This window comes from Paenibacillus baimaensis (genome assembly GCF_025567575.1).
Genome location: NZ_JAOQIO010000001.1, coordinates 153,311 through 176,725 on the forward strand (window position 1 = coordinate 153,311; position 23,415 = coordinate 176,725).

Here is a 23,415-nt window from a genome sequence, read left to right on the forward strand (position 1 = left end):
ATCGGCTACTAAATGAGTCAATATATAAAATAAAATTTTTTATTAAAACAACTAAACTTTTCTATGTATGTATAGTGCGTATTTATTTTTCCATCAATGCGAAACACGATGTATACGAAGCGAATAGCACCCCTGAAAAATTCAAACTTGTTAAATAAACAAGGTCGTAGTAAACTAAAATAGTTTAGTAAATGCATCTGTGATTTAGAAGGAGTGTAGCACAGCATGAAAATGGAGGACATCGCTAAACTGGCCAATGTATCCAAATCAGCCGTTTCGATAGCGCTTAGTGGAAAACCAGGTATTAGTGAGGATACACGAACCCGAATTTTGAAAATAGTCAAGGACAGCGGCTATTTGCCAAGGTCCATGATCAAAGCTGACAAGTTCTACAGCTTAACCAAAACATTACGTTTTGTCGCTTGCACCAATAGCGGGATCGTCTTGGAGCAGTACTATAAACAGCCCTTTTTTATGGAGCTGATTCATCATATTGAGGAGCAGTGCCGTGTACGCGGATACTCCTTGTTTTTCTCCTCCGTGACCACTGACCATTTGGAGGACGCCATGGAAACGATGGAAACCGAGCATGAATCGAACGGAATTATTTTACTCGGTACCAATCTGACTCCAGAGCAAATTCAACTGATCGCCAAAAAACAGCCGAATTTGGTCGTGCTCGACACTTGTCTCGAAACGTTAAATATGAATTTTATCGTGATGAATAATGTTATGGGAGCTTATCAGGCAGGACGTTATTTATTGGAGCTTGGGCATAAAAAAATCGGGTATGTTCAATCGAATTCGCGGATGTACAATTTTGATTCCCGTAAGAGAGGTTTTTTGCAGGCTTTGGAGGAGGATAAGCTAACCGTTGATACAGCTCACTATTTTGAGGTATCACCAACAGTCGTCACTGCACAGCATGAGTTTATACACAAAATTACCGAGCTGAGGGATGATCTGCCGACCGCGTTATTTTGCGAATGTGATTATATCGCCATCAGTGTGATTAAAGCCTTGAACGAGTTGGGCATTCGGGTGCCTCAGGATATATCTATCGTCGGCTTCGATAATATTCAAGAGTCCACGATCATTTCCCCGGAATTGACCACTGTTCACGTAGAAAAGGGCACCATCGCGGAGCTTGCCGTCTCCAAGTTGCTGGATATGATCGAGCATGGGGATACGGTGAAGATCAAATCCTTGATCGATACGCAATTGGTCATTCGTAAATCGTGCAGTCCGGTTACTGTCAAAGAAACCGACGCAGCCGCGCTGTGAGCCTAGCAGACCAATAAACTGCAGGAACTGTCCGATAGAAAAAAGCTTGGTGCGTTCGATGAAGCATGACTTCATTCGTCACAGCGCAACAAGCTTTTCATGCGAGCATAGAATTACTTCTAATCGTAAATATGTTCGCGGGTAAGCGACAGCTCATTGTTAAAGCCTTTGGAAAACAACACCTGGTGAATGTTCAGGTTGCCTGAGCGGAAGAAGGCTGCACAGGATTGCAGATACAAATCCCACATCCGGATAAACCTCTCATCAAACATTTTCCTTACCTCCTCAAGCGAATTATCATAACGAGCAGCCCAATGCTCCAGGGTCATCGCGTAATGCAAACGAAGATTTTCGATATCCAGGGTGTTGAAATCATAATCAGGAAGCAGGCTTACAATTTCTCGCAAAGAAGGGATGTAGCCTCCAGGAAAAATATATTTTTGAATCCAGGGGTCTGTCGGCTCCTCCTTGGCGTGGGTGATGGTGTGCAGCAGCATCAGGCCTTTATCCCTCATCAGTGTTTGAAGTGCATGCATGAATGTAGGATAATGGGCTTGACCGACATGCTCGAACATGCCCACGGAGGCGATTTTATCGAACTGCTCCCCTCTCGCCGCCAAGTCACGGTAGTCGATTAACTCAACCTTTACTTGATTCTGCAAACCTTGCTCCGCTATACGCTCCAAGGTTTTTTTGTATTGCTCCTCGCTTAAGGTAATCCCTTTTGCTTGGACTCCGTATTGCTTTGCCGCGCGGATGATGAGCCAACCCCAGCCGCTGCCAATATCCAGAAGTGTCTCGCCGGGCTTAAGCTGGAGCTTTTTAAGCACATGGTCTATCTTTTGCAGCTGGGCTTGCTCCAGCGTATCTTCAGGGGTGCGAAAATAGGCACACGAATAGCTCATCGTCTCATCCAGCCAAAGCGAATAAAACTCATTGCTAATATCGTAGTGGTGCTGAACATCGTCCTTTTGTTTGCTCTTGGAAGTGAGTCTGGACAGGAGTGGCATCGCGCGGCTCCAGAGTTGCTCACGATTACCAGTCGCTAATTGAATAACATCCTCAATTTTCCCATCGATTTCAATGATCCCATCCATATATCCCTCGCCAAAGGACATGACAGGATTTTTAACGAAATCTTTGATCGAAACCTTTTCCTTAAAAGTCAGAGCAAATCGCGGTACATCCTCTCCATACGCGGTAGAGGTCCCATCCCAATAATGAACTTGAAACGGCACCGACCTCATGCCAGCGAAAAATTTATCCATGATATATCTCTGCATCGTATTCGGCCCTTCCTTTCCATTCAAATAACAACGGTGGAGTACTGCGTGCTTCCCTTTCCCTTTATCCAATGACATATATGAACAACAAGCTGTATTTAGGTATGAAAACAAGAATTTTATGGTTTGAGGTGAAGTTTGAGTCAATGATTAACTGGATAAGCTACTAGACACTATTCCCTTTCTGGGGGAGACGTAGACGCTGTTACTTTAAAATGAAAACAGGAGATCATTAAAAGCTTTGAAAAATCTCGGTGAGGCTGCCTCCACATAAGAAAAAACCAACCAGCTGTTAGGTCCTTGTCTAAACCCATACTTGGGTGCATTGGCGAGGACATGGGTATGGGGTTCCAGCCGTTGTTGAAGTCGTGTTCCATGGATTAGGTTGGGCGGTGGGAACACGACTTCAAAGACGGTCCGTAAACTTTCCACCCCACACCCATGTCCTCTTTCATTACTTTTTATTTTGTCTTCTACTCCTTAATGTCAATTATCTTCAATCCTCCAAGCTCTTGATTCGTAAAACCAAGGTAACTTCATCATTGCTCGTATTCGTTTACTCATAACATATTTACCCACAATTCGCGGCTGCCCTTCGCACAATAAGGGGTAAGCCTTCGGCTAATCCAAAACCTAAAACATATAATTTTTTATATATTAAAAAAACGCCCGGTCAGGGCGCTTCGTACGAACGCATTATAAATGATTAATATCCCCGTAATGCTAACGGTGGAGCTGTCTCCATTCCAATCTACATTACTAAAAAACGGTTTCTTTTTGTTTGACAATTTTAAAAACAGGGCTGTTCCTAAGTCTTTTATGACTTAAGAGACAACCCCTTCTTTTACTCCATCTTGTGTGCACTTACAGAATGACCGTCCATCGTCATACCAAGCCGTTCAAATTGCTCCGCAGGCGCATCGTGCTCACGCATCAATCGTGCCATCAGACGCAGCATACGCGCTTCAATCTCGGGATCATCCAGTTGCGATTCCTGCTTCGGGTCCTGTTGAAGATCGAATAACAGGCTGCCGTATCGATAAGGATTCAGATAGGTTTTACCTTTTATCTTCATAACCTGTGCACCCTTGGTGAAGGAAAACGGACCCGCCAGCTCCATTCCTGCAAATTCGCGCGGATCGAACCTTGTGTGCATATGCGTGGGCATCAGCGTGTATTCGTACAACGGTTCATTATCTTCCTGAATGGGGGCACGCATGTATACATAGCGGCCATCCGTGCAATTGACATGACCTCCGTGCGTCCCGAACAACACGGCCTCGCGAGGCCTGTCCCCATCCGAATCGGTGAGTATGTTCAACGGCTTGCCCAGCATATCAGGCGGAATATCTACTGCAAAAAAATCGAGCAGCGTTGGACCCATATCTATCATTTGCACCAAAGCCTCGGAACGTCCGCCGCTCACTTGCGTTCTTGGGTCCCAAACAAACAGCGGTATGTTGGCAATTTGGTTATAGAACGGCTGAATGTTTTTGCCCCACCAGCGGTGCTCACCGAGCAGAAAACCATGATCCGTATTCACAATCAGCAATGTATCCTTCCACAGATCATACCGGTCGAAGGTATCCATAATGCGTCCGAGATAGGCGTCACACATGCTCACCAGCGCGGCATACTCATAGATGACATGCTGCACCTCTTCGGGCTGCTGCTTCACAACCCCATAATCGGGCCAGTCAAAATGCTTGCCTTCGTAAGTGTGCGGATACAAGTCCTTATATTTGCGTTGAGTGAAAAAAGGCTCGTGCGGATCAAACGCCTCGATTTGCAAAAACCAGCGGTCCTGATCGTGATTACGCTCCATGAACTCAATGCCCCTGCCTACCGTGACAGCCAACGGCTGCTTCTCCTCCGTGTCCAGATGCTCGCGGTTTACCCAATCCTGTCTCCATAGATCGCCCAGCTTCGGACCGCTTAAGGTTTCAGGAATTACCGGGTCCTTCACGCTTCCTTTCCACGGGTCACCCTCCTGGCCTCTGGCAAATTCCCATGAGTTGTAGCGAGTGTGATAGGTGGCGCCACCGTCCTCGAAGTAATGATTGTGATCAGTAGTCAGATGCGTATAGACTCCATTCTTACTCAACAAATCGACCATAGAATCATCGAACGGCTCGAGCGGTCCCCAGCTTCTATGCAGAAAATTGTATCTGCCCGTATGCAAATCCCTACGCGCCGGCATACAAGGGAGACTTCCCGCATAACAGTTGTCGAATGTGACGGCCCGCTCCGCCAATCTTTGAAAATTCGGTGCATGAACCCAATTGCAGCCGTAAGGGGGGAGCATATGTTTATTCAAGGAATCGAACATCACCATAACTGCCTTCATGCTTTCTCTCTCCCTTTTTATAAGATTACAGACAATTATTCAAGCCATACTGGGTTATTCATCCTGCGGCGGCAATGTCCCGAGCATGGACTCGCGGTATTGACTTGGTGTTAACCCTTCGTTTTTCTTGAAAATTCGGTTAAAATATGTTGGCTGATAGCCGACCATCTCCGCGATGTCATTGATTTTGTAATCCGTTTCCGACAACAACTCTTTCGATTTGCGAATCCGGACGTCGGTCAAATATATAATAAAATTGGTGCCTGTCATTTTCTTAAACGCCTTGCTCAGCGTAAGCGGCGTTAAATTGTGCTCCTCGGCAAACAGGTCCAGCGATAGATCTGTCTCGTATTTGTTATGGATGGTCTCGACAACACGTTCGATTGCCTGCTTTAAACGAACATCCTGCTTTTCAGAGTCTTGTCGAATTTTGTCAATATAAGGTTGAATGACGTGCTTTTGAAACAAGTTGGTTATATCCGCAGGCTCTGTTAAATTCGCCAGCTCCTCTTGAATGCTGAAAGGGGCCGCTTCAAACGGATTATAGCCTGCTTTCAGAAAACCGAACTGCAGGTTTCCATACAGCTGCAGCATTCCTTGTTGAAATAAATATTCCTTGGTCGTATTCGCCTTGAGCTCGCTGCTAAACTTATTCAAAGCGATTATCGATTCATCCGCGTTAACATTGCGAATAGCCTGAAGGATTTCTGATTCTGCAGCAAAAGGGTAATGGATCGTATCGGTCCCCTGAGATAAATAATCGTCAGCATGGATAACCTGTCTCGATTCGTTCATATCCCGATAACGGACGATTCGACCAACCTCATCCCAGGCTTGAGGAATGTCTACGACCGATGGAACCCATTTGCTGATGCATACGGTAACATCCATTTGGATGAAGCGATGCAGCATCATGGACAGCTGTTCAGCAAGACGATACAGCTCATCACTTCGTTCATCAGCTTCATAATAAAGCGGGCAGCCTACAAGGACACTAATCGAAAGATCGTGAAAGTTAATGATTTCTCCATTCAAAAAGCTTTCCTTCATAATTTCTTCCGTGATATTCACAGATGCAAAGGAAATAAGCTCCTGATCGCCTTTATGAAACCTTCCTTTCACTCGGGAAGATCCATGTAGCTGTATACTGAGAACGACAAAACCAATCTCATCCGTATCCCAGCCAAACAGTCGCATTCTTTCTTCCAAATCGGATTGATCCGATGAGCGAAAATGCCCCTGGAGCAGCTGAAGCAGGAAGCCTTCTTTCATCGTAGGCAGCTGCTGCTGCAATCGCTGTTCCAGCGTCCGGCTTTCAAGGTTCAGACGCCTCCATTGCTCGCCAATAAATTCGATTTCATCCGCCGATTCCTTGCCTGTATTGCTGTTCGTTTTGAACATTTTCATCAGCTCAAGGATCGGTTGGTACAGCTTGCGGGAGACAACAATCGCCGTTATAATTCCGAACAGCAGCCCTGCCAAACCTACCATGTATACGAAATTGGAAGCGGCAATGACAGGCGAGTTTAATTTGTCCAAAGCATCCATCGAGACATAAGTCCAGCTCTTGCCCAGCCGTTTAAATGAGGTGTAGGAAACCGAATAGGCAGCCCCACCATAATCGTAAACAAATGAGCCTTTGGCTTGCTCACGTCTCTGGATCAGATGGGCCAGCTCCTGCTGCTGCTGAATAGAATCAAGCGTTTCGTTAGAGCTTCCTACGGTCTCCCCCGTTTCGTTAAACAAAAAGGTCGCACCATTCTCACCCAAGGTCACCCCGCTTAATAGCTGAGCCACCTGCTTCTGCTTCAAATAAATTAATAGTGCACCAAACGGCTCGGCGCTTTCATCCGACAGCAAATAGGCAAGCGTCAGCCTTCCCTTGCCGGCCACCGTATTGGCAGCTTGATAAGCTGGCAACCAGAAGGTCGAATGTGGATTGTTCAGCAGCTCATGGAATCTTGGACGTTCCTGCTCACGCAGTTTCATCGTTCCGTTACTATCTGAGAATACAAGGCCTGGGCGATCCAGAACGATATAAACCTGTTCAATTAACGGATTGGATTCCTTTAAAAGCAATAAATTCGTATATACATTTCGAATAAATTCATAATCGTAGCTCGTTTCCTGACTTTTTAATTTAACGCCAAATTCAGGATTAAACGCCCATTGGGTCGCTGTTTTCTCCAGATAAGAGAAATAATCGTCCACGCGCTGGGCTGATTGAGCCACCTGATGATTACGTGCTACGAGCACACTATCCTCCAGCTGCCGCGTGCCGATCCATTTGACACCGCTACCTACAACAAGTGTCGGCAAGCAGATCGCTATGAGAATAATCATAAAGCTTTTGCGGTAAAAACGCTTTTGTACCATCGAATATTTACCAATAGCACGAAATGAGGCAGTCCAGTTATTCAACGCAGCTCTTAACTTCCTTTCTGTGATCGGATGGTCGAATGCTTGAAGTCAGAATTCTGATCCTTTGCCATTTTATCATCCATTAGGAAAAGTCACCATGCCGTGCAGTAAACATTAGGCCTCACTTCGCACACGCCAGTCTTTATTTCGCTTGTCTTTTCTTGTAATCGTCATTAAATTCGGTCACGATTTTTTGATATTGGGCATCTGCTTTGAAGCTTGCTGTGTACGTATCCCAGGCCTCAATAGGCTCCCGCCCAAAAATAATTTTCACCTTTAGATCCTGAGTCCTTTTGTCATAATCGATCCCGACTTTGTTGTACGTATCGGAGTTTAATCCAATGGCCGGGTCTCCGGTTGCAACCTTGGCTTGTTCGTCAATAATGGACATATTCCGTTTCAGGAAATCAGCTGGAATACCCGTTTGATAGGCAAATGCATATTTATCAAGGCTTTGGAAGATCGGAAAAATAACCCCGGTGTACACTTTAGCCTTCTCCGTGAACAAGTACATACCATCCTGCTCATTATAATGCTCGCCTTTAAAGCCAAAGTTGGCCATGACGCTGCCTTCCTGAGTGGCCCCGTAGTCCATGAATGCGAGGATCTGCTTCAGCTTCGCTTCCGGTACCGATTTGGGGATTACCCAGAAGCCAAATGCGCCGCTGCCCTTGGGTGCGAACTTGCCTTGAGGTCCTTCGAGAGAAGACAGCTGCAATAAATCGGCTTTCGGATTAGCTGCACGCATCTGTCCGGTCAGCAGCCAGGTCGGTTTGAGCGCATCCGTGAAGATCCCCACTTTATTCGTTGTGATGCTTTCTCTGACTTGGGAATTTTTTAAAGTCGGAAAGTCGGCGGCCAGTAAACCTTCTTTATATGCCATGGCTAACCATATTAACGCGTCTTTAGTTCCCTTCTCAAAGGTCATATCGATGAGCTTGTCATCCTGTTCCTTCCATTTTCCGTAATTACCGTTCAATACGTTCTCCACCCACGACAGGCTGCCCATATTATTCGCATTGACAGTTGCCGTTAATCCGATCGTGTCTTTCTTGCCGTTGCCGTCGGGATCCTTTTCGGTAAAGGCTTGCATGACCGCGTACATTTCATCCAGATTTTTGGGCGGCTGCATCCCTAGCTGGTCGAGCCAATCCTTCCGCAGGATCGGCATGCCTTCCGTACCATAGAGCGGACGGGTAAATGGAATCCCATAGTTTTTACCGTTCAGACTCGTATTTTTCCAGCTTTCCGCCGGAAAAGCGCTTAAATTTTTATAATCCTTCAGCAGCGGAGTCAAATCCCAGAAAGCACCCTGGTCTGCCATTTTTCTGATTTGAGCCTGGAAAGGTTCACGAATCAGCATCAGCTCCGGGAGATCGCCAGAGGCCAGCGTCACATTCGTTTTGTCTCCATAATTGTTCGGAGATACCCATGTAATGTTCAGCTTCGTATTTGTTTTTTTCTCTATTTCCAAACGGATCGGATCCTGATCACTCGGAGGCTCCGGACTGTAGAAATCCGACATGATGTTAATCTCAACGGGCTTGTTCGCTTCTTTTCCAGCTGTGCTGACTTCACTGCCGCTCTTGCTGCATGCAGCGAGCACCCCACTCATCCCAATCATACACGATAAGGCAATTGCACTGCTTTTCTTCATCATTGAACCATTCCCCCTATTAGTCGTTAAATCGTATGCATTTATTCCTTGATGGAGCCAATCATAGCCCCTTTGGCAAAATGCTTTTGCAGAAATGGATACACCATCAGAATCGGTACCGTGGCAACCACCACAGCAGCCATCTTGATCGTCTCCGAAGGCAGCTGCAAATCATTTCCCAAAGCCATCGAACCACCCATTGAAGTCGAAGAGTCGACGATCATATTGCGCAGCAGCATTTGCAGCGGCCATTTGTGATGATCATTGATATAAAGCATCGCATTGAAAAACGTGTTCCAGTAGCCTACAGCAAAGAAGAGGCCAAACGCTACCATGGAAGGCACCGAAAGCGGAAGAATAATTCGAACCCATACCCCGATTTCATTACACCCATCAATCGTAGCCGCTTCCTGCAGCGCATCCGGAATCCCGTCATAAAAGCCTTTCATTAATAAAATATACCAACCGCTGGACATCACAGGTATAATCAACGCCCACAAGCTATTCATCAGACCGAGCTGCTTGATCAGCAAATAATCCGGAATAATTCCAGCCTGAAACAAGGTTGTCAGCAGTACGAGCAGCATCAGAAGCTTGCGGCCCTTTAATCTTTTCCTCGAAAGTGTATAAGCAAAGCTGGACGTAATTAATAAAGAAACTACGGTACCTGCCAATGCCAGAAAGCCGCTGACACCAATCGCCTTCACGAATGCTTGCGTCGAAAAAATATATTGATACGATAACAAGCTCCACGACTCAGGAAAAAGCACAAAACCTTTGCTGATATATTCCTCCGGCTTCGTAAATGATACCGTAAATACGTAATACAGCGGGAACAAGGTGACCAATCCGACGATCGATAACAGCATAACATTGGATACAATAAACGTCCTATCTCCTATGGACAACCTCATATTAATAGACTCCTTCCTCACCCAGCTTCTTGGCCAATTTGTTGGCAATAACAACCAGGGTCAACCCGACTACCGATTTAAATATGCCAATTGCGGTACTGTAGCTGAATTCACCCTGCTGGATACCCACACGGAACACATAAGTATCAAACACATCCGCCACATCGGAAACGGCACCATTGGCCATAAGCAGCACCTGCTCAAAACCCACATCCATCATATGTCCGATCCGCAGAATGAGGAGAATCACGATCACGTTACGAATGGAAGGCAGCGTAATATGCCAGATTTGGCGAAAGCGGCCAGCACCGTCCATCTTCGCTGCTTCATAGAGCTGTGGGTCGATGCCTGCAATGGCTGCAAGGAATAGAATGGTTCCCCAGCCCGCATCCTTCCATATCGTTTGCAAAGTAAGAATCGGCCAGAACAGCTGTGGACTCGTCAAAAAATCAATTTTATTCAGCCCTGCGGCGATCAGCATCTTGTTAACAACACCCTCAGACTGGGACAGCAGCAAGAAAGTAATTCCTGCAATAATAACCCACGATAAAAAGTGAGGCATGTAGATAATCGTCTGAATCGTTTTTTTGAACAACTCATTTTTTAATTCCGTCAGTAAAATGGATAACAGGATCGGAAGCGGAAAATAAAAAAACAGATTCATTAAGCTGATGGCGATCGTATTGCGAAAAAGATGAAAAAAATCGGGATTGGCAAAAAAGCGATTAAAATTGTCCAGGCCCACCCATGGGCTTTTGAAAAACCCCTGGTACGGTGAATAATCCTGAAAAGCGATGCTGATTCCCCACAACGGAACATATTTAAAAATTAGAAAAAATAAAATACCGGGAACAGCCAACAAATATAAATATTTATCGCGCTTCAACACATACATCAAGGCACTCTTTTTGTTGTGGCTGTTTCCCATGCTCCTCCCTTTTAAGGCGGCTTCCTCTGTTTTGCTAACTGCCATGGTGTTCCTCCCTTATTGCTCGATAGCGCAATCATAGACGGAACTTCCCATTGCCGACAATAACACATTTCTCCCCTATTGTTAGGTGGTTATAACACTTTTTATCCGCTTGCACTTTTTATCCTTGTAACGAAAAAAAGAGCCGCCACTCCTAACAGTGGCAAAGCTCTTCAAATCCCCATGCGTTGCTTTCGGTATTCTCCAGGCGTGATACCCTCAAGCTTTTTGAAAAAACGGATGTAGCTATTCACATTATTGTAGCCAACTGCCATCGAAATATCGTGTAAATTCATCGCCGTTTCCAGCAGCAGCTGCTTGCTTTCCTCCATTCGTTTCAACGTTAAGTTCTCCAATATCGTGCGGCCTGTATGCTGCTTGAACATGCGACTTAAATAAGAGGCATTAAATCCGACCCCTTCGGCAATCATCTCAACTGACAAATCTTCAGGGTAATGCAAATTAATGTAGGAGGTGACCTTATCCACGGTTTTGTTATTCTTGTTGTCCTGCTCTTGAATATAGTTCGAGATTTTCACAATAATGGTTGTCATCCATAGGTTAATATCATCAATAGTCTCAAGTTGGGCTAACTCACGGTGAAGCACGGTATCATGACCAAACAGCTCCTGAGGGTTTCCATTATGCTCAAGCAGCGTTTCAATGCCGGTTTCCAGCAGCCGGTTGTACGCGATGTACACCAATTCCGGTGATAGCTGCTTTAACGCAATCTCCTGCTTCAGCCCTTCCAGTATAGCTAACGCTTCTTTGGTATTACCCACCTTCAAATTATTCGTCATCTGTTTGCCGGTTTGCAGGAATGAATAGTACCCCGTTTCCATTTCTCCCGCCGTTTCGAATATAAGCACGGATTTAGCTCCTTGGAGCAGCTTTGTTTTGAGCACCTGTAGAGCCTCTTGAAAAGAAACATGCGTTTCCATAATATTCGCATAGACGCTGCCAAGACCAATGGAAACCGACAGCTTCAATACATCTCCAATGACCTGCTGTATGTGCTGTGCCAGATCACGCAGCTCCTCAGCCTCCATCATATCAAAAACGTTCATAACCACGGCCTGCTGGTATTCCGATATATCGGTCATCACAAACTTGTAATGGGTTTTTGTCTGAATCAGCTCGGAAACGATGTTGGCAATAGCGTATTGATATAAATTCATATCCTTGTTTGTAAATCGTTGAGCCAGTTCTGCAGCATAATCCAGCTCAATAACGATGACCACATACCCTCGCAGCGACAGCTCAAGACGATACTGCTCAATTCGGTCCCTGATCTCCGTATCGCTCAATCTATGCTGCAGCAAGGCCATCGCGAATCGATCGAGCATGACAGGCACCTGCTGGCGAAATTGCTGATCCATAAGCTTCTTTTGTCCGACCGCAGTCTCAAGAACATCCGATACTTGACTCAGTTCATTGCCATGCTTGGAAGAATCCTTCAGCTCCAGCTCGCTCATGTAGGATCGGGTTCGTTCCATCAATTGTTTAATCGGATCGTACATTTTGCGTGATAGCCAGAACGAAACCGCAATGCCTACTAGACCTAAAAGCACACAAAATCCGAACGTGAGCCTGCCGATATAAGACAGCTTCTCGTATATATTGGTAAGCGGCGTTTGCGAGACCAGTCTCCACCCATTCCATAATGTGCTCGAATACGCCACCAAAGAACTTGGATGATCATGATTGTCCGTGAAAAATCCTTCTCCTTGCAAAGAAGCGATCTTCTCCAAATGCATACGAGTCACCCCTGTGCTCACATCCGCCTGTCTGAAGGAAGTAATAATTTCTCCAGCTGCCGAAACCATATAGGTATTCATGTTTTCCATATTTTGCATTTGCTTTAATTGCCCCTGCAACTGCCGCTCAAACAAATGGATGGCCACATAACCAACCTTGTTGCGGGAGCCGAAGGGTACCTTACGAATGAAGGTAATGATGCTTTCTTCATGCCCGTCATAATTGCGTATAAGTTCCGGTGAAAGCCAGAGGCTGTCCTGCTCCGATTGACGAATCATGTCTACCCAGCGATCGTCGTGATCTCCTTGATAGTCGTGCACCAGAACATCTGAAGAAATGATTTGTCCACCCGATTCAAAAAACAGCTGTACGGAATGAATCTTTCGGTCGGAGGCGACTGACTGCTTCAGCATATCTTGAACTTCATTCAACAGGTAGCGATTATCCATATTGGCCGAGTAGCTGTTCAACCGACTATCAAAACCAATGGCAACGGTTAGCGAATTAATTTTACGAAGCGTTTCATCAAAGGTTGTACCTGTATACCTTAGGGAATTAATATGGGAGCGGCTGATTTCCTCCTCTGCCGTGTACAAAGCAAGTCTGTATGAAAAATAACCAATACTTATTACAGGCAGCAGAATAACGAGCACATAAGAAATAAAATATAAAAGCAGCAGCCGATTGGGTTTCCTCCATTGCTTCCACATCTGCATAAAGACTTTCATCACAATTCCCTTTCATCTAATAAAGTGCCTTCATTATGCCATATTTCCTCCGATTTGAGTATTCAGTGTCAGGAAATGATGATGGAAGTCATAAATGTATGATGCCGCACTGCGCTTTCTGAGCATTCACCTGCCAATACTTCCTATATACAGTAGAGCTTACCGGACATTATGATCAAATTGTAAGTCAAACCACTCATCCATACAGGGGGATACCAACGAAATGAATAAAAAAGTTACCGTATTATTAAGCGTATGTCTTGCTTCATCCATGGTCGCTTGTTCTTCTCAAGGAGGCACAACTCCTGAAACGAACAAATCTGCAGCCGGATCATCAAACGAACCCATTACCTTAAAATTTGCCAGCTGGAGCATTAGTGAAGCAGCAACCAAAGATGCCCTGGAGCAAATGGCCAGCACATACACAAGCTTGAAGCCTAATGTCAAGATTGAATTCATTGGTATTCCTTTCGGCAACATTAAGGAGCAAACCTTCGTAATGGCTTCGAGCGGTGATGCACCGGATGTCATTCAGACCTTTACAGCCTCCTTTCCGACGTATGCGACCTCTGATATCATTGCACCTCTTGATGAGCTGCTCGGTAAAGATTATGTCAACGACCTGCTGCCATCCTATAAGGATGACTACTCGTATCAAGGCAAGCTGATGGGTGTACCTTGGGCCGCTTCCCCTTATGTTCTTTACTGGAACAAGGAGTTATTCAAAAAGGCAGGACTCGAGGCCAAACCGCCTAAAACCTACGATGAAATGCTGGAGGCAGCTCGTAAAATTGCTAAATTAAAAACCGACAGCGGTGAAGCCGTTTACGGACTGGGCGAGCCTACAGATAAACTGCCGATTAACGGAATGATTTTCTTGAAAACCCTTTATAGCTTTGGCGGGTCTATCTTTGATGCGAACGGCAAAGTAAACCTGAACACACCTGAAGCCACTTCAGCTTACAAATATTACCAGACACTGACCAACGAAAACCTCACTCCACAATCGGCCAAGCTCAAAGATTTACGCAACCTGTTTTCTATAGGTCGATTGGGTATGTATGTAGATGGATATTATGGAAAAGCGGTATTTCGCTCATTAAGCGGCAAGGGAGAAGCATACGACAACGTATGGGAAGCAGCACTGGTGCCTGCCGGGAATTCTTCTGGCAAAAGTGTCTCTATCGGCGAAGCGCATGGTCTGGTCATCAGTAAAGATTCCAAGCATAAGCAGGAGGCTGCCGATTTCATTAAATTTTTAACGGATAAAGACATGATGCTGCTGTATCATCAAAAAAGCGATGTGGTTTCCGCCAGAAAATCGATAAGCTCCTTACCAGAATTTAATACCAGCCCTTTTGACAAAGTACTTAACGAGCAAATGAGTATTGTAAAAGCTCTCCCGAAAAATAATCCCGGTTTGGAGCAATCCTATCTGGATATGGCAGATGCTGTCCTTAAAGTCACATTAGCCAAGGAAACACCGGAGAAAACGGCTGCCGATATCGACGCCAAGCTGAAACAAGCTCTCAAATAGAAATTCCGGATAGAAGGACGTGAACGACTTTGAACGGCACTCAGGATGTAAAGGTGACGACGCACAAGCCATATGGAAGGGCCTGGTTATCGGATCGAGCCAAAGATAAATGGTTTCTGTTCCTCCTCCTGGCCCCCCCGATGGTCATGCTGCTGCTAGCGATTGGCATTCCGATCGCCAAATCGATTTATATGAGTTTTTTTAATGTTACACTGCTGCGGATGAATGACTATCAATGGAACAATTTTGCTAACTATGTGCATTTATCGACGGATGGCGAATTTATTGGTGCTCTGGGTACGACATTAAAATATGTTGTGGGTATTGTGCTGCTACAATTTATATTTGGAATTGTGCTGGCCGCATTACTTAACCGGATCGTATTTATGCGTAAATGGCTGCGTACGCTCATCCTGATCCCGTGGACAATTCCGACTCTTGTCGTAGCCTTGCTCTGGATGTGGATGTTCCAACCTCAATACGGCGTATTAAATTACTTATTTGTTAGCTGGGGACTGATCGGCAATCCTTACGATTGGTTGACCTCTCTTGATCTTGCTCTGCCTGCCGTCATGGCGGCTGCCCTCTGGAGACAGCTGCCCTTTATGGCAACGATGCTGCTGGCCGGGATGCAGGGCATATCGCCCGAAATATATGAAGCAGCAGATATCGATGGAGCTAACCGCCGTCAAGCATTTTGGTACATTACCTTACCCCAGTTGAAGAGTACCATTCAAACAGTCACCTTGATAGCGATGATCGAAAACTTCAAAATGTTTCCCCTCTTCTGGATTATGACAGGCGGAGGTCCGCTTAATGCTACCACGACGCTGGCCATTTTAAGCTACAAAACGGCATTTGTAAAATTAAACCTGGGTGAGGGCGCAGCAATCGGCGTACTGTGGCTGCTTCTGCTGCTATTCATCGCGTGGGGCTATAACAAGCTGTTTACGATTGGTGAACATGCACATGGAAGGGGGCACTAACGTGAATAAATCCTGGAATGAACGGATACTACGTTATCTAGTGTCCCCAGCTCTAATGATCGTTTATCTGAGTTTCTTGCTCTTTCCGTTGTACTGGATGGCTATTACGTCTCTGAAGCGCAATTCAGATTTGTTCGTGATGCCGCCCAAATGGTTTGTAACCCAACCCATCTTGGAGCATTATATCAAGCTCTTCAGTGAATCTGCATTCCTTGTGTATTACAAGAATAGTCTGATCGTCAGCTTGTCTACGACTCTGCTTACTTTATTGCTGGCTATGATGGCTGGCTACGCGTTTTCCCGATTCCGGTTTGCCTTTAAAGAGCTTGCTATGCTATCCATTATGTCGACGCAAATGCTGCCAGTCGTCTCTCTGCTGATTGCCCTATACGCAATGTATAAAAGCTACGGACTTCTGAATACACATATCGGACTTATCATCGCGCTGACAACAGCTGCTCTTCCTTTCTCGATCATGATGCTGAAGGTTTTCTTTGACAGCATACCGATATCTCTGGAAGAAGCCGCCAAAATTGATGGTGTAAGCCGGTCCGGGATCCTGTTCCGTATCGTGCTACCTTTATCCAAGCCAGGCATCTTTGCTGTCGGTATCTACTCCTTCATCATGTCGTGGGACGATCTGCTCTATTCGCTCACACTCATTACCAAAGATCCATTGCGTACGCTTAACCCCGGTATTTCCATTCGTTATATGGGTGAGGTCGCCTACGATTGGGCTAATATCATGACGGTCTGTGTTTCCTCAACGATACCGATATTGCTGTTATTCTTAATGTTTCAGAAATATATGGTTTCGGGTCTGACGTCTGGAGCTGTCAAGGAATAATTAGTAATTGAAAAGGTCATACCCCCTTTTTCCCGCAAGAAAATGGAGGGTATGACCTTTGCGTGCAGCTTTAATCTCGTTTAATGCTACAACAATTCTTTTCTCAGCTGTTCCGCCGATTTGGGTGACAAATAACCGTATGGAATATCGAATACCGTTTTGGCTCCGACAAAACCCTCGGCAGCAAACTTATGGATGGCTCGGGCATAAGCTACCAGTACGCTGCCCGTAAATTCAGGATTGCTATCCAGATTAAGTCCAAATTCTATGATCTGCTTGCTGTTGACGCCTGTTTTGCCACTTCTTAATACAAGCCCACCATGAGGCATAGATGCATGCTTTTCCTGCAATTCCTCAGCGCTAATAAAATGAACCACAGTCTCATAATCAGCAAAATAATTAGGCATCGTAGTAATTTCTTTTTCAATTCGTGACAGATCTTCTCCAGCTTCCGCCACAACATAACATTCTCTTAGATGCTTGTCTCTCGTAGTTAATACGGGATCTTCGCCATTTCTGACTTTATTAACCGCATCGTCATTAGGGATGGTATACTGGACAGCGTTCTTCACACCCTGAATACGACGAATCGCATCCGAATGCCCCTGACTTACCCCTTTTCCCCAAAATGTATATTCTTTTCCTTCAGGCAGCACCACTTCAGCCAGCAAACGATTCAATGAAAATAATCCTGGATCCCAGCCCGTTGAAATGACACTGGCATGTCCGGATTTTTTGGCTGAAGCCTCTACGGCATCAAAATATTGAGGGATTTTGCCGTGGTTGTCAAAGCTGTCCACCGTATGGAACATGGACGCGATGTACGGACCTTGCTCGGGTAGATCCGTTGCCGAACCACCACATAATATCATCACATCGATTTTGCCTATGTAGGTATCGATTTTCGAAATATGAACCATTTCTACAGCTGATTGAATATCTGCGGGTTGACGTCTTGTAAATATCGCAACGAGCTCCATGTCTGCATTTTGCTGAATAGACATTTCTACACCACGGCCTAAATTACCATAACCTACTATACCTACTTTTATCTTGTTCATCACGAATACCTCCATATTATAATAGCAATCTGCCCGTTCTAATATAACATGAAATGTAAGCATTGCACAAAAGTTTTAAGTATGAAGTCCGGTGAAAATGAACCACTGAGCTCATTATTCACCAGTGACGTAAAAAAGGAGCCTGTCGCCTATTACGGGACAAAGCTCCTTAAATTAATTCTGTACTCTTTCTTAGCGGAGGCGCCAGAACAGTTCATTCCATTTCAGTTCATTGCGGAATCCGCGCAGGTTGGTATCTTTATTAATGATGATACTTTCGATTCCCGTCATTTCTGCCCAGTCGAGCAGTTGGTCCACGGTTACCACATAGGAGAACACCGTATGATGCGCACCCCCAGCATAAATCCAGGCTTCAGCGGCTTCTTGCAGGGAAGGCTGGGATTTCCAGAGAACTCTCGCTACAGGGAGCTTAGGCATCGATTTATGCGGAGCTACAGCATCCACCTGACTGATGATCAAGCGGAAACGGCCACCCATATCGACCAAGGATGCGTTCACGGCTGCACCGGCACGACCATCAAAGGTCAGACGCGCTGGATCTGCTTTGCCGCCAATGGAAAGTGGATGAACTTCAATTTTGGGACGCGTCGCTGTGATAGTTGGACAAACCTCCAGCATATGCGAGCCCAGCACCAATTCATTTCCCGGCTCCAGGTGATACGTGTAATCCTCCATGAATGAGGTTCCTTCGTTACCCGCAATAATCTTCATCATCCGTGTTAAAGCCGCTGTTTTCCAATCACCTTCTCCGCCAAAGCCGTAGCCTTGACTCATCAACCGTTGAACCGCAAGGCCTGGAAGCTGCTTAATACCATGCAAATCCTCAAAGCTGGTCGTGAAGGCACTGAATCCGCCCTCTTGTAAAAAAGCCTTCATCCCGATTTCAATACGCGCTTGTTCAAGGATCGAATCCTTCAATGAGCCCGGCGCACGTCCTTCGGCAGAAATCTCGTACAGTTCGGCATATTCATCGAACAGAGCATTGATTTGACTGCCTGATACATCGTTAATCCGCTGCACCAAATCACCGACGCCATACCCGTTGATCGACCAGCCGAATTTAATCTGCGCTTCTACTTTATCGCCTTCGGTAACCGCCACCTGACGCATATTGTCCCCAAAACGGGCCAACTTCAGATTGCGGCTTTCGATTACCGCGACAGCTGTGCGCATCCAGCCTCCGATCCGTTCACGAACCTGAGCTTCTTCCCAATATCCGACTACGACCTTACGGACTATCCCCATACGACTGCCGATAAAGCCATACTCCCGATCTCCATGAGCCGATTGATTGGTGTTCATAAAATCCATATCGATCGTGTCCCATGGAATATCACGGTTGTATTGCGTATGCAGATGCAGCAGCGGCTTGCGCAGCTCGGTCAGGCCGGCAATCCACATTTTGGCTGGGGAAAAGGTATGCATCCAGGTAATAATCCCCGCGCAGGCTGCGTCTGCATTGGCATCAATACAAAGCTGGAGAATGGCATCAGGCGTTGTGAGCACGCTTTTGAATACAATTGTATAAGGAATTGCGTTATCGCGGTCCAAGCCTTGTGTGATCTCACGTGAATGCTGCTCGACTTCTAATAGTGTTTCAGGGCCGTACAAGTGTTGGCTTCCGGTAACGAACCAAAATTCGTAGGGTTTTGTTGTTAACACGGTATTATCCTCCTGGATGTCACCCTCCCAAACCCTCCCTGTAGGGAGGGCCCCAAAGGGCGTTGCCCTCTGGACTCCCCTGATTGTCTGCAGACTGGGGTGTTCTCGGGGCGCTTTCGTCCCTGCGGGACACGCTTGGCTTTGGGTGCTGGGGTGCGGGTGCATAGTTTTGTGTATTCGGGGCGCTTTTCGTCCCAATGGGACACGCTTGACTTTGGTGTATAGATTTAGTTAAGGATAAGGGCACTTCGTTCCTCTCGGAACATCAGCAGGGCAAGAGCAGGGCGAGAGCAATACAAACGATTATTTCAATTCTTCTTTAATCGCTTTTAGGCGCTTCATAACGTCGTTCGCGCCACGGCCAAAATAATCGTGGAGCTTGCTGTATTCCTGATACAGCTTCTCGTAGACCTCGACGTTGGCCTGAATCGGCTTGAACGTTTCCTCGCGGATGCGGGCCATTTGCTGAGCGGCTTCGACGATGGTGTCGTAGCCGCCATTAGCGGAGCCGGCGGCAACAGCGCCAAACATAGCAGCACCAAGCGCTGGCGTTTGTTTGGAAGCGGCGATTTTGATTTCGCGGTTGGTGACATCCGCGTAAATTTGCATCAGCAGCTTGTTCTTTTGCGGCAAGCCGCCGCAGGCGTATAGTTCTTGGACTTCGACGCCATTATCATGGAAGGCGTCGACGATTTTGCGTGTGCCGAATGCAGTGGATTCCAGCAACGCACGGTAAATTTCCTCAGGCTTGGTCAGCAGTGTGCAGCCGACCAACAGACCGGTTAAGTCGGTATCGACCAACACGGAACGGTTGCCGTTCCACCAATCCAGAGCAAGCAGTCCGGATTGTCCAGGCAGGTAGGCCGAGGCTTGGCGTTCCAGCCATTCGTGGACGGAAATATGATCGCTTGCAGCGGCTTCGTGAACGTAAGCCGGGACGGCTTGCTCTACATACCAGGCAAAGATATCGCCTACGGCGGACTGACCGGCTTCATAGCCCATATAGCCGGGGATGATTCCGTCCTCCACGACGCCGCACATGCCTTCGACCTGCTTTTCATGGTCGCCAAGCAGCATGTGGCAAATCGATGTACCCATCGCCATCACGAGCTTGCCAGGTGTGACGACGCCAACAGCGGGAACCGCGGCATGAGCATCCACGTTGCCGACAGCTACTGCTGTACCGGCTTTGAGTCCCGTAAGTGCGGCCATAGCTTCAGTCAGCCCGCCTGCTTTGGTGCCAAGAGGCAGGACCTCTCCTCGCAGCTTGGTGTCCGTTAAATGCTCGAGTCTTGGATCCAATGCTTTGAAAAAATCTTTGCTCGGGTATCCATCCTGCTTATGCCATATCGATTTGTAGCCTGCCGTACAGCTGTTACGGACCGTATTGCCTGTCATTTGCGCGATAACCCAATCAGTCGCTTCCAGGAATAAGTCCGTACGTTCATAAATATGAGGCGCTTCATTCAGGATTTGCCAAATCTTCGCAATCATCCATTCGGACGATATTTTGCCGCCGTAACGGGGTAGGAACACTTCTCCGCGCTGCTCAGCGATTTCATTCAGCAGACTGGCTTCATCCTGAGCTGCATGATGTTTCCACAGCTTCAGCCAGCTATGGGGCTGATCCTTCAGCTCGGAGTCAAAGCATAACGGCACCCCTTTTGCATCAACAGGCAGCATCGTACACGCTGTAAAATCGATGCCCAACCCGATCACATCAGCCGGATCGATACCGGATAACTTCAGTACTGCCGGAATCGATTGTTTGAGTACTGTAATATAATCGGCAGGATGCTGCAGCGCCCAATCCATATCCAGCTTGACACCGGATTCCGGCAGCTGCTCGTCAATAACATTATGCGGATACGGCGTAACATGATCCGCCAGCTCCGTTCCGTCGCTTAAATCGACCAGTACAGCTCGGCCGGATTCAGTTCCGTAGTCGACTCCGATTGCATATTTGTTGCCCAACCTGTTCGCCTCCATCGCTTTATTTTTGTCCGTAATATGCGTTAGCTCCGTGTTTTCTCAAAAAATGCCGATCCAGCAGCACTTGATCCATCGGAGCAATCTGCGGATTTAGTTGGTACGTATGGTAAGCCATTTTGGCGACTTCCTCCAGCACCACAGCATTGTGAACAGCATCATGGGCATCCTTACCCCAAGCGAATGGAGCATGACAATTGACCAATACACCAGGGATTTGCCGTGGATTCAGCTTTAAATTGTGAAAGGTTTCAATAATCACATTCCCGGTCTCCAGCTCGTAAGCGCCTTCAATCTCATCCTTCGTCATATGGCGTGTGCAGGGCACTTCACCATAAAAATAATCCGCCTGCGTCGTACCGAGTGCCGGAATCGGTCTGCCAGCCTGTGCCCAGCTCGTCGCCCAAGGCGAATGGGTATGTACAATTCCGCCAATATCTTCAAAAGCGCGGTACAATGCCAAATGCGTAGGCGTGTCGGATGAAGGGCGATAGCTGCCCTCCACAATAGTTCCTTGCAAATCCACAACGACCAAATCGTTTGCCTGTAATTCCTCATAAGGAACACCGCTTGGCTTAATGACCACCAGTCCGCGTTCACGGTCAATTCCACTCACATTGCCCCATGTAAAGGTGACCAAGCCGTACTTTGGCAAATCCAGATTAGCCTGCAGCACTTCCTGCTTTAATTTTTTTAACAAACGGTTCCACACCTTTCCTGAAATCGAGTTTGTTTTCGCTTCACTATACCCATTATATATTTGTACGTACAAATTTTCCACTTCTATTTTTAACTCTCTAAAAGCCCTGTGAATAATGTCCCGCTCACGTCCAAATATCCTTCCGATCGCTGTTCTTTCCCTTGTAGCAGCAACACAGATCCTAATGAATCGAATTCATGCTGTAATGGTAAAAACAAAAATGAATTGCGGGCCAGACAAATCAAGGTGTTTGAGGATAACCGTATAGATGATGACCTGCACTAAAAATATATTTGACGTGGCTACGAGTATCCTTTCACCGTGATGCGAGATGTATTTAGAACGCGTATTAGTATCATGATGGGGGAAAACGTTAAAGTTTTGTTGACTAGAATGAAAAAGTAATCCTATAGATTAATTCTTGTACGTATACCATAATGTCGTATATTTAGCTTGTTCGGAAGTACCGACAAAGAAAATCCCCGCGCAGCTGCGTGGGGATTATTCTTATATGAACAACTTCTTAAGAAACTTAAATATATCAAAGCTTGTTCGTCTATACCACCTTTTGCTAAGGCTGTATTAAAGCGCCTGTAAAAGTAATGGCCCCGATGGCATTAGCCGTACCGACAGTAGTTAATCCGTCTAATGAATACGTTACATTACCGGTTCCAGGGGTTAAATCAACATGGTTGACACTTGTAGCTGCAAATGTGTTATTCCCAGTCCCATGTTGATTAATGCTGAAAATAACAGTTGCTCCACGAAGAATTTGTAATTGAACTATTGTATTACCTGCCGTATCTTGCCAACCAACGATACCTGTTAACCAAACGCGACTTCCAGCAGGAACCCCTGTTATTGTGATCGTTTTTAATGTAGCCGGGGCAAGACCTACTGCGATTGCTGAACTACCAGTGGTATTTGGAGTATTTTCAGATACCTGAAATTGCTGGAAAATCCCGCCTTGTGGGCCTTGCGGTCCTTGCAAGCCTTGTGGGCCTTGCAAACCTTGTGGTCCTTGCAAACCTTGTGGGCCTTGCAAACCTTGTGGGCCTTGCAGACCTTGCGGCCCTTGTGCACCTTGCGGTCCTTGTGCACCTTGAGGTCCTTGTATACCTTGCGGCCCTTGATCACCCTGCGGTCCTTGGGTGCCTTGCGGCCCTCGAACACCTTGCGGTCCTTGATCACCCTGCGGTCCTTGGGTGCCTTGCGGCCCTTGAACACCTTGCGGTCCTTGTATGCCTTGC

General features: G+C 46.4%; 15 protein-coding genes and 1 pseudogene. 4 read left to right on the top strand and 12 right to left on the bottom strand.

The window, feature by feature from the left end:
- Positions 1-225: 225 nt before the first annotated feature.
- The gene (locus OB236_RS00685) at positions 226-1,284 is read left to right on the top strand and encodes a LacI family DNA-binding transcriptional regulator (protein ID WP_262682120.1); all 1,059 of its coding nucleotides are present in this window, start codon (positions 226-228) and stop codon (positions 1,282-1,284) included.
- Positions 1,285-1,403: 119 nt separating this feature from the next.
- Here the strand turns inward: OB236_RS00685 and OB236_RS00690 are convergent, their stop codons facing one another.
- The 7 genes from OB236_RS00690 to OB236_RS00720 all read right to left on the bottom strand — a co-directional run bounded on the left by OB236_RS00690 (position 1,404) and on the right by OB236_RS00720 (position 13,362).
- The gene (locus OB236_RS00690) at positions 1,404-2,567 is read right to left on the bottom strand and encodes an SAM-dependent methyltransferase (RefSeq protein WP_262682121.1); all 1,164 of its coding nucleotides are present in this window, start codon (positions 2,565-2,567) and stop codon (positions 1,404-1,406) included.
- An 844-nt stretch (positions 2,568-3,411) separates the two neighbouring features.
- Positions 3,412-4,914 (bottom strand): sulfatase, encoded by a 1,503-nt coding sequence (locus OB236_RS00695; protein ID WP_262682122.1) that lies wholly within the window; start codon positions 4,912-4,914, stop codon positions 3,412-3,414.
- Between the two features lie 54 nt (positions 4,915-4,968).
- The gene (locus OB236_RS00700) at positions 4,969-7,335 is read right to left on the bottom strand and encodes an AraC family transcriptional regulator (RefSeq protein WP_262682123.1); all 2,367 of its coding nucleotides are present in this window, start codon (positions 7,333-7,335) and stop codon (positions 4,969-4,971) included.
- Positions 7,336-7,477: 142 nt separating this feature from the next.
- Positions 7,478-8,995: a type 2 periplasmic-binding domain-containing protein gene (locus OB236_RS00705; protein ID WP_262682125.1), complete on the bottom strand. Its 1,518-nt coding sequence runs from the start codon at positions 8,993-8,995 to the stop codon at positions 7,478-7,480.
- A gap of 38 nt (positions 8,996-9,033) precedes the next feature.
- A complete protein-coding gene (locus OB236_RS00710; protein ID WP_240415859.1) occupies positions 9,034-9,906 on the bottom strand; it encodes a carbohydrate ABC transporter permease in 873 nt (290 codons plus the stop codon).
- A 1-nt stretch (position 9,907) separates the two neighbouring features.
- On the bottom strand, positions 9,908-10,834 hold the full coding sequence (locus tag OB236_RS00715) for an ABC transporter permease (RefSeq protein WP_240416130.1): 927 nt from the start codon (positions 10,832-10,834) through the stop codon (positions 9,908-9,910).
- Positions 10,835-11,049: 215 nt separating this feature from the next.
- The gene (locus OB236_RS00720) at positions 11,050-13,362 is read right to left on the bottom strand and encodes a helix-turn-helix domain-containing protein (protein ID WP_262682127.1); all 2,313 of its coding nucleotides are present in this window, start codon (positions 13,360-13,362) and stop codon (positions 11,050-11,052) included.
- A 223-nt stretch (positions 13,363-13,585) separates the two neighbouring features.
- On the opposite strand from OB236_RS00720, the gene OB236_RS00725 reads away from it, so the two are divergent.
- The 3 genes from OB236_RS00725 to OB236_RS00735 are packed head-to-tail and all read left to right on the top strand — an operon-like array spanning position 13,586 to position 16,732.
- A complete protein-coding gene (locus OB236_RS00725; RefSeq protein ID WP_262682128.1) occupies positions 13,586-14,899 on the top strand; it encodes an ABC transporter substrate-binding protein in 1,314 nt (437 codons plus the stop codon).
- Positions 14,900-14,928: 29 nt separating this feature from the next.
- Entirely contained in the window at positions 14,929-15,885 is a 957-nt protein-coding gene (locus tag OB236_RS00730) for a carbohydrate ABC transporter permease (RefSeq protein WP_262682129.1), read from the top strand.
- Position 15,886: 1 nt separating this feature from the next.
- Positions 15,887-16,732, top strand: a complete 846-nt coding sequence (locus tag OB236_RS00735; RefSeq protein ID WP_218639049.1) for a carbohydrate ABC transporter permease — start codon at positions 15,887-15,889, stop codon at positions 16,730-16,732.
- Positions 16,733-16,818: 86 nt separating this feature from the next.
- Here the strand turns inward: OB236_RS00735 and OB236_RS00740 are convergent, their stop codons facing one another.
- The 5 genes and pseudogenes from OB236_RS00740 to OB236_RS00760 form a co-directional block, all read right to left on the bottom strand.
- Positions 16,819-17,793, bottom strand: coding sequence for a diaminopimelate dehydrogenase (locus OB236_RS00740; protein ID WP_262682131.1), 975 nt, complete (start codon positions 17,791-17,793; stop codon positions 16,819-16,821).
- Positions 17,794-17,985: 192 nt separating this feature from the next.
- A complete protein-coding gene (gene araA / locus OB236_RS00745; protein ID WP_262682132.1) occupies positions 17,986-19,476 on the bottom strand; it encodes an L-arabinose isomerase in 1,491 nt (496 codons plus the stop codon).
- A gap of 303 nt (positions 19,477-19,779) precedes the next feature.
- Positions 19,780-21,450 (bottom strand): ribulokinase, encoded by a 1,671-nt coding sequence (locus OB236_RS00750; RefSeq protein WP_262682134.1) that lies wholly within the window; start codon positions 21,448-21,450, stop codon positions 19,780-19,782.
- 19 nt (positions 21,451-21,469) lie between these two features.
- Complete coding sequence (araD, locus tag OB236_RS00755; protein ID WP_076235618.1) at positions 21,470-22,165, bottom strand: L-ribulose-5-phosphate 4-epimerase; 696 nt, start codon at positions 22,163-22,165, stop codon at positions 21,470-21,472.
- Positions 22,166-22,736: 571 nt separating this feature from the next.
- A pseudogene (locus tag OB236_RS00760) lies at positions 22,737-23,415 on the bottom strand (collagen-like protein); the annotation flags it as partial.

Coding starts and splice junctions, on each gene's coding strand:
- OB236_RS00685 (WP_262682120.1), top strand. CDS start 226: ATGAAAATGGAGGACATCGCTAAACTGGCCAATGTATCCAAATCAGCC.
- OB236_RS00690 (WP_262682121.1), bottom strand. CDS start 2,567: ATGCAGAGATATATCATGGATAAATTTTTCGCTGGCATGAGGTCGGTG.
- OB236_RS00695 (WP_262682122.1), bottom strand. CDS start 4,914: ATGAAGGCAGTTATGGTGATGTTCGATTCCTTGAATAAACATATGCTC.
- OB236_RS00705 (WP_262682125.1), bottom strand. CDS start 8,995: ATGATGAAGAAAAGCAGTGCAATTGCCTTATCGTGTATGATTGGGATG.
- OB236_RS00710 (WP_240415859.1), bottom strand. CDS start 9,906: ATGAGGTTGTCCATAGGAGATAGGACGTTTATTGTATCCAATGTTATG.
- OB236_RS00715 (WP_240416130.1), bottom strand. CDS start 10,834: ATGGGAAACAGCCACAACAAAAAGAGTGCCTTGATGTATGTGTTGAAG.
- OB236_RS00720 (WP_262682127.1), bottom strand. CDS start 13,362: ATGAAAGTCTTTATGCAGATGTGGAAGCAATGGAGGAAACCCAATCGG.
- OB236_RS00725 (WP_262682128.1), top strand. CDS start 13,586: ATGAATAAAAAAGTTACCGTATTATTAAGCGTATGTCTTGCTTCATCC.
- OB236_RS00740 (WP_262682131.1), bottom strand. CDS start 17,793: ATGAACAAGATAAAAGTAGGTATAGTAGGTTATGGTAATTTAGGCCGT.